At 62.5% G+C, this 6,774-nt stretch carries 8 protein-coding genes; 4 read left to right on the top strand and 4 right to left on the bottom strand.

Annotation, left to right across the window (positions count from 1 at the left end; translation table 11 throughout):
* A partial coding sequence (locus E5W87_RS32705) for a PfkB family carbohydrate kinase (protein WP_292407275.1) occupies nt 1–676 on the bottom strand: 676 nt, incomplete at its 3' end.
* A gap of 150 nt (nt 677–826) precedes the next feature.
* A complete protein-coding gene (locus tag E5W87_RS32700; RefSeq protein WP_292407272.1) occupies nt 827–1,474 on the bottom strand; it encodes a LysE family translocator in 648 nt (215 codons plus the stop codon).
* 165 nt (nt 1,475–1,639) lie between these two features.
* On the opposite strand from E5W87_RS32700, the gene rfaD reads away from it, so the two are divergent.
* Genes rfaD through waaC form a run of 3 tightly spaced genes read left to right on the top strand, consistent with a single transcriptional unit; the run spans nt 1,640 to nt 4,541 of the window.
* Nucleotides 1,640–2,590, top strand: a complete 951-nt coding sequence (gene rfaD, locus E5W87_RS32695) for an ADP-glyceromanno-heptose 6-epimerase (protein ID WP_292407269.1) — start codon at nt 1,640–1,642, stop codon at nt 2,588–2,590.
* Nucleotides 2,563–3,570: a lipopolysaccharide heptosyltransferase II gene (waaF, locus tag E5W87_RS32690; RefSeq protein WP_292407266.1), complete on the top strand. Its 1,008-nt coding sequence runs from the start codon at nt 2,563–2,565 to the stop codon at nt 3,568–3,570. Before rfaD ends, waaF begins: the two co-directional genes overlap by 28 nt.
* Nucleotides 3,567–4,541 (top strand): lipopolysaccharide heptosyltransferase I, encoded by a 975-nt coding sequence (gene waaC / locus E5W87_RS32685; protein WP_292407261.1) that lies wholly within the window; start codon nt 3,567–3,569, stop codon nt 4,539–4,541. The genes waaF and waaC overlap by 4 nt, the downstream gene beginning before the upstream one ends.
* Before the next feature lie 240 nt (nt 4,542–4,781).
* On the opposite strand, the gene greA is transcribed toward waaC, so the two are convergent.
* Nucleotides 4,782–5,255 (bottom strand): transcription elongation factor GreA, encoded by a 474-nt coding sequence (gene greA, locus E5W87_RS32680; protein WP_065012064.1) that lies wholly within the window; start codon nt 5,253–5,255, stop codon nt 4,782–4,784.
* Nucleotides 5,256–5,540: 285 nt separating this feature from the next.
* Nucleotides 5,541–6,086: a tetratricopeptide repeat protein gene (locus tag E5W87_RS32675; protein ID WP_292407257.1), complete on the bottom strand. Its 546-nt coding sequence runs from the start codon at nt 6,084–6,086 to the stop codon at nt 5,541–5,543.
* A gap of 210 nt (nt 6,087–6,296) precedes the next feature.
* Here E5W87_RS32675 and E5W87_RS32670 point away from each other — a divergent pair, with 210 nt between their 5' ends.
* Nucleotides 6,297–6,722, top strand: coding sequence for a DUF3775 domain-containing protein (locus E5W87_RS32670; RefSeq protein ID WP_292407254.1), 426 nt, complete (start codon nt 6,297–6,299; stop codon nt 6,720–6,722).
* Nucleotides 6,723–6,774 lie beyond the last annotated feature (52 nt).

Below are 6,774 nucleotides of genomic sequence, written 5' to 3'. Positions count from 1 at the left end.
CGGCAAACACCGCGCGTCCGACCGCTTCGCCAAGTTCCTTTCGATTGGGCGTGATCGCCGTCGCCCCGGCATAGCACGCATAGTCGCGGCCCTTGGGATCGACCAACACCGGCTTTCCTGCTTCACGGCAGACCGAGATCAGCTCGCCGGCGACGCCGTCGAGCAACATGCCCTTGCCGTAGTCGGACAGGATGACGATGTCGGCTTGCGCGAGCGCGGTGCGGAAATGCCGGACCAGCGTCGCCCGCTCCGTGTCGCCTAGCGGCTTGATTTCCTCTTCGTCGAAGCGCAGCACCTGCTGGTTGAGCGCGCTGAACCGGCTTTTCGACGACGTCATGCGGTTCGCGTCCTGCGCCAGGCCGCCGGTGTCGACACCAAGCTCGGCGAGCATTCGCATGAGATTGTCCCCGGCATGATCGTTGCCGATCACCGAGACCGGTATCGCCGCAGCGCCGAGCGAGACGATGTTGGAGACGACATTGCCGGCGCCGCCCATCGCCGACGTTTCGCCGCGCCCGCGCAGCACCGGAATGGGCGCTTCAGGCGAAATCCGCTCGATGACGCCGTTGACGAAACGGTCGAGGATGAAGTCGCCGACCACCAGCACGGTGACGCTGCTGAACCGCGAGATGGCGCGGTGAAGGGGTTCGGGAGAAGGCAGGTATTGCTCGCTCATGTCATCCGCGACGTGCAATGAGAGCCGGTCCCGATGCTGTGAAAGCGCTGGACTGGCAAGGCTGGTCGTTCATGGCGAAGCCGATATACCGCAATTCGGCCCAACGCAACGCCGGGCGCCGAGCGGATCACAGCAACGGCGGTTGACGGATCAGCTTTTCTGCAAAGCCACATGAACGCCCAATCCGACGAGCACCGCACCGCCCGCACGCCGCATGAGGCGCTGCGCGTGGCTGGAGCGCCGCAGCCTGGTGATCAGCGCGCCTGCCAGCACCACGCACATGACATCCGCCGAGGAGAACATCAGATTGACGATCGTCCCGAGGACGAGGAATTGGAGCCAGACGGGAAATGTCGCCGACGCGTCGATGAATTGCGGCAGGAACGCCATGAAGAAGATCGCCGTCTTGGGATTGAGCACCTCGACGGTGATGCTCTCGAAAAAGGCGCGGCGGGCCGATTTCGGCACAATGCCTGAAATGACGGGGCCCGGGATGACGGCATCGTCTTGCGCCTTGGCGCGGAACAGCGAGACACCCAGCCAGATCAGATAGAGCGCGCCGGCCAGCTTGACCGCCACGTACAGCGTCGGCACGGCGTGGAAAAGCACGGACAGTCCAGCAGCGGCGGCGATGACATGCACATAGCCGCCAAGATGAATACCCAGAGCCGCCGTCAAGCCGGACCAGCGGCCGCGCGCCATGGTTTGCGCAGCAGCGTAAAGCATCGCCGGACCGGGAATGTAGGCGAAGATCGCCGTGGTAGCGAAGAAGGCGATAAGCAGTTCGGTCGACGGCATTGCCTTGCTCCTGTCGCGCCTCGCCGGTAGGTCGCCGACTGAAGCGATTGCTTTGCGGCGGCACTGTGACGCTCACCCAGCCGCCGGATTGCGACCTGCTTTATCGACAGCCTCGCCAGCCTCCCCTATAAGGGCCGGAATCGGCACAAGATACCAGAGGCTTTCATGATCATCGTCACGGGCGGCGCCGGCATGATCGGCTCCAACATCGTCGCCGCCCTCAACGCCGAAGGGATTAGCGACATCCTCGTCGTCGACGACCTGACCGATGGCCACAAGATCGCCAATCTCGCCGACCTCCAGATCGCCGATTATCTCGACAAGGACGATTTCCTGCCGCGGATGGAGGCCGGGGACCTCGGCCGTATCGAGGCCGTCTTCCACCAGGGCGCCTGCTCGACCACCACCGAGTGGAACGGCAGGTTCATGATGGAGGTGAACTACGCTTATTCGAAGCGGCTGCTGCATGCCTGCCTCGCGCTACGGGTGCCCTTTCTCTACGCCTCCTCCGCGTCGGTCTACGGCGGCGGCGCCGAGTTTCGCGAGGAACCGGAATGCGAACGCCCGCTCAATGTCTATGCCTATTCAAAGAAGCTCTTCGACGACTATGTCCGCCGCACCGTCTTCGATACCGACCATTCGCCGGTGGCGGGCCTGCGCTATTTCAACGTCTACGGACCACGCGAGGCGCATAAGGGCGCCATGGCCTCGGTCGCCTTCCACTTGTTCAATCAGGTCGAGCAAGGCCAGAACCCGAAGCTGTTCGGCGCCTATGACGGTTTCGGACCCGGCGAGCAGAGCCGCGACTTCATCCATGTCGGCGATGTCGCCGATGTCAATCTGTGGCTGTGGAAACGCGGCTCAAGCGGCATCTTCAACTGCGGCACCGGCCGTGCCCAGCCGTTCCGCACCATTGCCGAAACGGTGATCGGCGCACTGGGCCAAGGCGAGATCGAGTTCATCGACTTCCCCGACCACCTCAAGGGCAGCTACCAGAGTTTTACGCAAGCTGATATGTCCCGGTTGCGCGCCGCCGGTTACAATGGTCAGTTTCGCACAGTGGAAACCGGCGTCAGAGACTATGTCGAATGGCTGAAAGCCCAACGATCCTCGTGATCGGCCCACGCTGGGTGGGCGACATGGTGATGGCGCAGTGCCTGTTCTCGGCGCTGAGGGAACTTCACCCGAACGCCGCGATCGACGTGCTGGCGCCTGCATGGGCGGCGCCACTGGTCAAGCGCATGCCCGAAATACGCCAGCAGATCGATCTGCCGCTGAAATCCGGCGCGCTGGAATTCCGCACCCGATGGCGCTTCGGCCGCCTGCTGCGCGGCGACTACGACATCGCCTATATCATGCCTGGAAGCTGGAAGTCGGCGCTGGTCCCGTTCTTTGCCCGCATTCCGCGCCGCGTCGGCCATCTCAAGGAGATGCGCTACGGGCTGCTGACCGATATCGTCCCCTTACCCGACCATGTGAAACGGCGCACGGCGCAGGCCTATTTCGGCCTCGCGCAAGGGGGCACGTTCCGCGCTCCCAAGCTCGCTGTCGACACAGAAAACCAGGCGGAATTGCTGGGCCGCTTCGGGCTGGAGGCGAAAAAATTCGTCGCGCTGATGCCCGGCGCTGAGTTCGGCCCGGCCAAACGCTGGCCGAGTGAACGCTATGCCGGCCTTGCCCGCGACATGATGGCGAAAGGTTTTGCGGTCGCGCTGTTCGGATCGAAGAACGACGCCGACGTGACGTCGGAAATCGCTACGCTTGCACCTGATGTTGTCGACCTCGCCGGCCAGACGCGGCTGGAGGACGCCATCGACCTGATCGCCGCGGCCAGGCTTGCGGTGTCGAACGACAGCGGGCTGATGCATGTCGCCGCCGCGGTCGGCACGCCGATCGTTGCCGTCTACGGCTCGACCTCGCCGCAGAACACGCCGCCGCTGGCCGAGCAGCGCGAACTGGTCTGGCTCGGCCTGTCCTGTTCGCCCTGCCATCGGAAAATCTGCCCGCTCGGCCATCTCAATTGCCTGAAGACGCTCGAGGTGGCGCAGGTCGCGGCGGCAGCGGAACGGCTGCTGGAAATGCCGGCCGCCGCATGAGGGTGCTCATCGTCAAGACATCCTCGATGGGTGACGTCATCCACACGTTTCCGGCCGTCGAGGATGCTCGCCGCAACCGGCCGGACATATCGTTCGACTGGTGCGTGGAAGAAGCCTTTGCCAGCATCGTGGCGCTGCATCCGGCGATCGCAACCATCCACACCGTGGCGATCCGGCGCTGGCGCACAAGCCCACTCGGCCGCAGCACATGGCGAGAGGCGGCAAGATTGCGTCGCGCCTTGCGCGATTGCCGCTACGATCTCGTCATCGATGCGCAAGGACTGCTGAAATCGGCCCTGGTGGCGAAACTGGCCGCGGCCCCGATCGCCGGCTTCGACCGCTCGAGCGCCCGCGAGCCTTCGGCGACCTTGTTCTACGACCGCCGCTATGCCGTGCCGCGCGATCTGCATGCCATTGAACGCACAAGGCGGCTGTTCGGGCTGGCGCTCGGCTATGAACCAACCTTTTCCAGGCTCGAGTCCGGCATCGTGCCGCCGGCCAGCGGTTCGACCTTTGTCGGCGAAAAACCCGCCTTCCTGCTGCACGGTACCAGCCGCGAGGACAAGAAATGGCCGGTAGGCGACTGGATCGAGACTGCCGGGCTTCTCGTGTCGAGAGGAATGACGCCGGTCACCACCTGGTCTAACGACAAGGAAAAGGCGGTTGCCGAAGCGATCGTCGAGGCCGTTCCGCAGACCGTTCTGATGCCGAAATCACCGCTTGCCGAGATCGCCGCGATCATCGGCCGGTCGGTGCTGGTCATCGGCGCCGACACCGGCCTCACCCACCTCGCCAGTGCCTTCGGCCTGCCGACGGTCGCCGTATTTCTGGCAACAGAACCCGGCCTGACCGGCCCGCGCGGGCCGTTCTCGTCAACGCTGCTGGCCGCGCCCGGCAGTCGCATCGTGCCAGCGGAAGTGGTGGCAGAGGCCGAGAGGCTGCTGGCACTCAAATCGCAGGCCGCGACATAGGACCTTTTCAGAATTCGCTCTGACGAGTCGAATAGCGTGGTTTTCGAGAACCGGAGCGGAGCGTACTTAAAGTACGTGAGCTTCGCGCATGACCCCGAAAATCGGAATCGATTTTCGGAAAGGATCATGCGCAAATCAAAAGTCCTACAGCGTCCTTTGCGCGTCCAAAAGACGCGCGGCGCTGTAGGAAGCGCAGAAAACCGCGCTAGTCGGCCGCCAGAGTAGAATTATCAAAAGGTCCTAAATGAACTGCACCTGGACGATCTCGTAGCCCCGCGCACCGCCTGGCGCATTGACCTCGATCGCATCGCCGACTTCCTTGCCGATCAGCGCCCGCGCGATCGGCGAGGAGATCGAGATACGGCCGGACTTCACGTCCGCTTCCTGGTCGCCGACGATCTGGTAGGTCTTCTTCTCTTCCGTATCCTCGTCGACCAGCACCACGGTGGCGCCGAACTTGACCTTTTCGCCGCTGAGCTTGGTGACGTCGATCACTTCGGCACGCGCGATGAAGTCCTCAAGCTCGTTGACGCGGCCCTCATTGAGGCTCTGCGCCTCTTTCGCCGCGTGGTATTCGGCGTTTTCGGAAAGATCGCCATGTGAGCGCGCTTCGGAGATCGCTTCGATGATGCGCGGCCGCTCTTCCTGCTGGCGCCAGCGCAGTTCTTCCTTCAACGACGCGAACCCCTCGCCTGTCATCGGGACCTTGTTCATAATGCCTGACCTTTCCTGCCGCCGCCCCCGCATTCCGGGAACGACCTTATCGATGGGTACAAAAAGAAAACGGTCCGGCAGCCTCGGGCCAACGGAACCGTCTCACCGCAATTTCCCCCAATATAGCAATCTTCGCGGGTTTTTCACGCCAAAAAAATCGGTTTTGAAAAATTCACACGCCATCTGTGGAAATGCCGTGACGGCAGCACGGTTCGCAGGGCAAGCGTAACAAAAAAACCGGCTGCGATTGCTCGCAGCCGGTTTGAGGAGCGTTGGAGGGTCGAATCAGCTCTTCATGAAATGGTCTATCTGCTCAGACAGCATGCCGTATTCACGAGATCCCTTGCCGGTGCGCTTCTCGATCTCGCGGAGCTGTTCCTGGGCACCGGCGAGATCGCCGATCTGCAGATGCGCCTCGCCGAGATATTCACGTACCAGCGTGTAATCAGGATCGATGCGCAGCGCTTCCTCGTAATAGCCGAGGCCGACGGTGACCCGCCCGGAATGGCGATGCGAGTAGCCGAGATAGTTGAGGATGCGTGGGTCTTTCTTGTCCGCAGCCAGGCTGAGCACCGCGATCGCCTCGTCATAACGCCCGGCCATCGCCAGCGCGTGGCCGGCTTCATAGATGTTGTCGTCGTCCAGCATGCCTTGCTTCGGTGCCACGCATTTCTTCAGCCTCGTGTCGTAGACATAGCCTTTCTTGCATTTCGTGACGGTCTCGTTGCCGCCTCCACCTCCGCCGCCGCCTTCGCCCGCCGAAAACACCGGAACCGCAAACAGCGGCAGGGCGGCAACCGCCAGAACCTGGATCAGCAATCGTCTTCGCATCGAAGCCTCCTTGAAGCATGACAATGCAGGACTAACGCCGGGCAAAAGCCGTTTCATCCCAGAAAAAGTCGTGGCCCGCTGAAACCTTTTGGAAACGGTCCGTGCCGGCCGCAAAAAATTGAAGAGCCGAACATGAGGTGACGAGCGCTGCAAATTCGCTATCATCCAACATACGGCAAACGGCAAACGGAGTATACGGAGAGAATGCCAGTGCGGCGGCCTCTTGAAAAGGAATGGGAGCTTTCGATCGGTCCCGACACCGTGCGCCTATTCATCCTCAAGGCGAAGGCGCTGAGCGCCGCCGTCAACGAAGACTATGCCGATGGCGCCGAGCACGAGGTAGAGCTCGACGGCCAGGCGCACGACAACCATCACCATGACGGTCTCGTCGAGGAAAGCTCCGAAAACCTCACCGAAGAAGAACTGCGCGAACTGATCAACGACCTCAACGTCGACGAGGCGGCCGAACTGATCGCGCTGGCCTGGGTTGGCCGTGGCGACTATGACGCCTCGGAATGGACCGACGCGCTGGCGGCCGCGCGCGAGCGCGCCAACAAACGCACGGCGAAATATCTGCTCGGCATGCCGCTGCTGGCTGACTGGCTGGAGGAAGGGCTGGAAGCGATCGGTGCGTAACGCCGCGGTTACCGTTCGTGATCGGCCAAACCCTCATTCAGGGCAACTTCCG

Origin of the sequence: Mesorhizobium sp., from assembly GCF_004962925.1 — a bacterium.
Lineage (GTDB): Bacteria > Pseudomonadota > Alphaproteobacteria > Rhizobiales > Rhizobiaceae > Mesorhizobium.
This window is presented reverse-complemented; position numbering and strand designations above follow the sequence as displayed.

Bases quoted from the DNA above. Each gene is read 5' to 3' on its own strand.
- E5W87_RS32700 (WP_292407272.1), bottom strand. From the start codon at position 1,474: ATGCCGTCGACCGAACTGCTTATCGCCTTCTTCGCTACCACGGCGATC.
- rfaD (WP_292407269.1), top strand. From the start codon at position 1,640: ATGATCATCGTCACGGGCGGCGCCGGCATGATCGGCTCCAACATCGTC.
- waaF (WP_292407266.1), top strand. From the start codon at position 2,563: ATGGCTGAAAGCCCAACGATCCTCGTGATCGGCCCACGCTGGGTGGGC.
- waaC (WP_292407261.1), top strand. From the start codon at position 3,567: ATGAGGGTGCTCATCGTCAAGACATCCTCGATGGGTGACGTCATCCAC.
- greA (WP_065012064.1), bottom strand. From the start codon at position 5,255: ATGAACAAGGTCCCGATGACAGGCGAGGGGTTCGCGTCGTTGAAGGAA.
- E5W87_RS32675 (WP_292407257.1), bottom strand. From the start codon at position 6,086: ATGCGAAGACGATTGCTGATCCAGGTTCTGGCGGTTGCCGCCCTGCCG.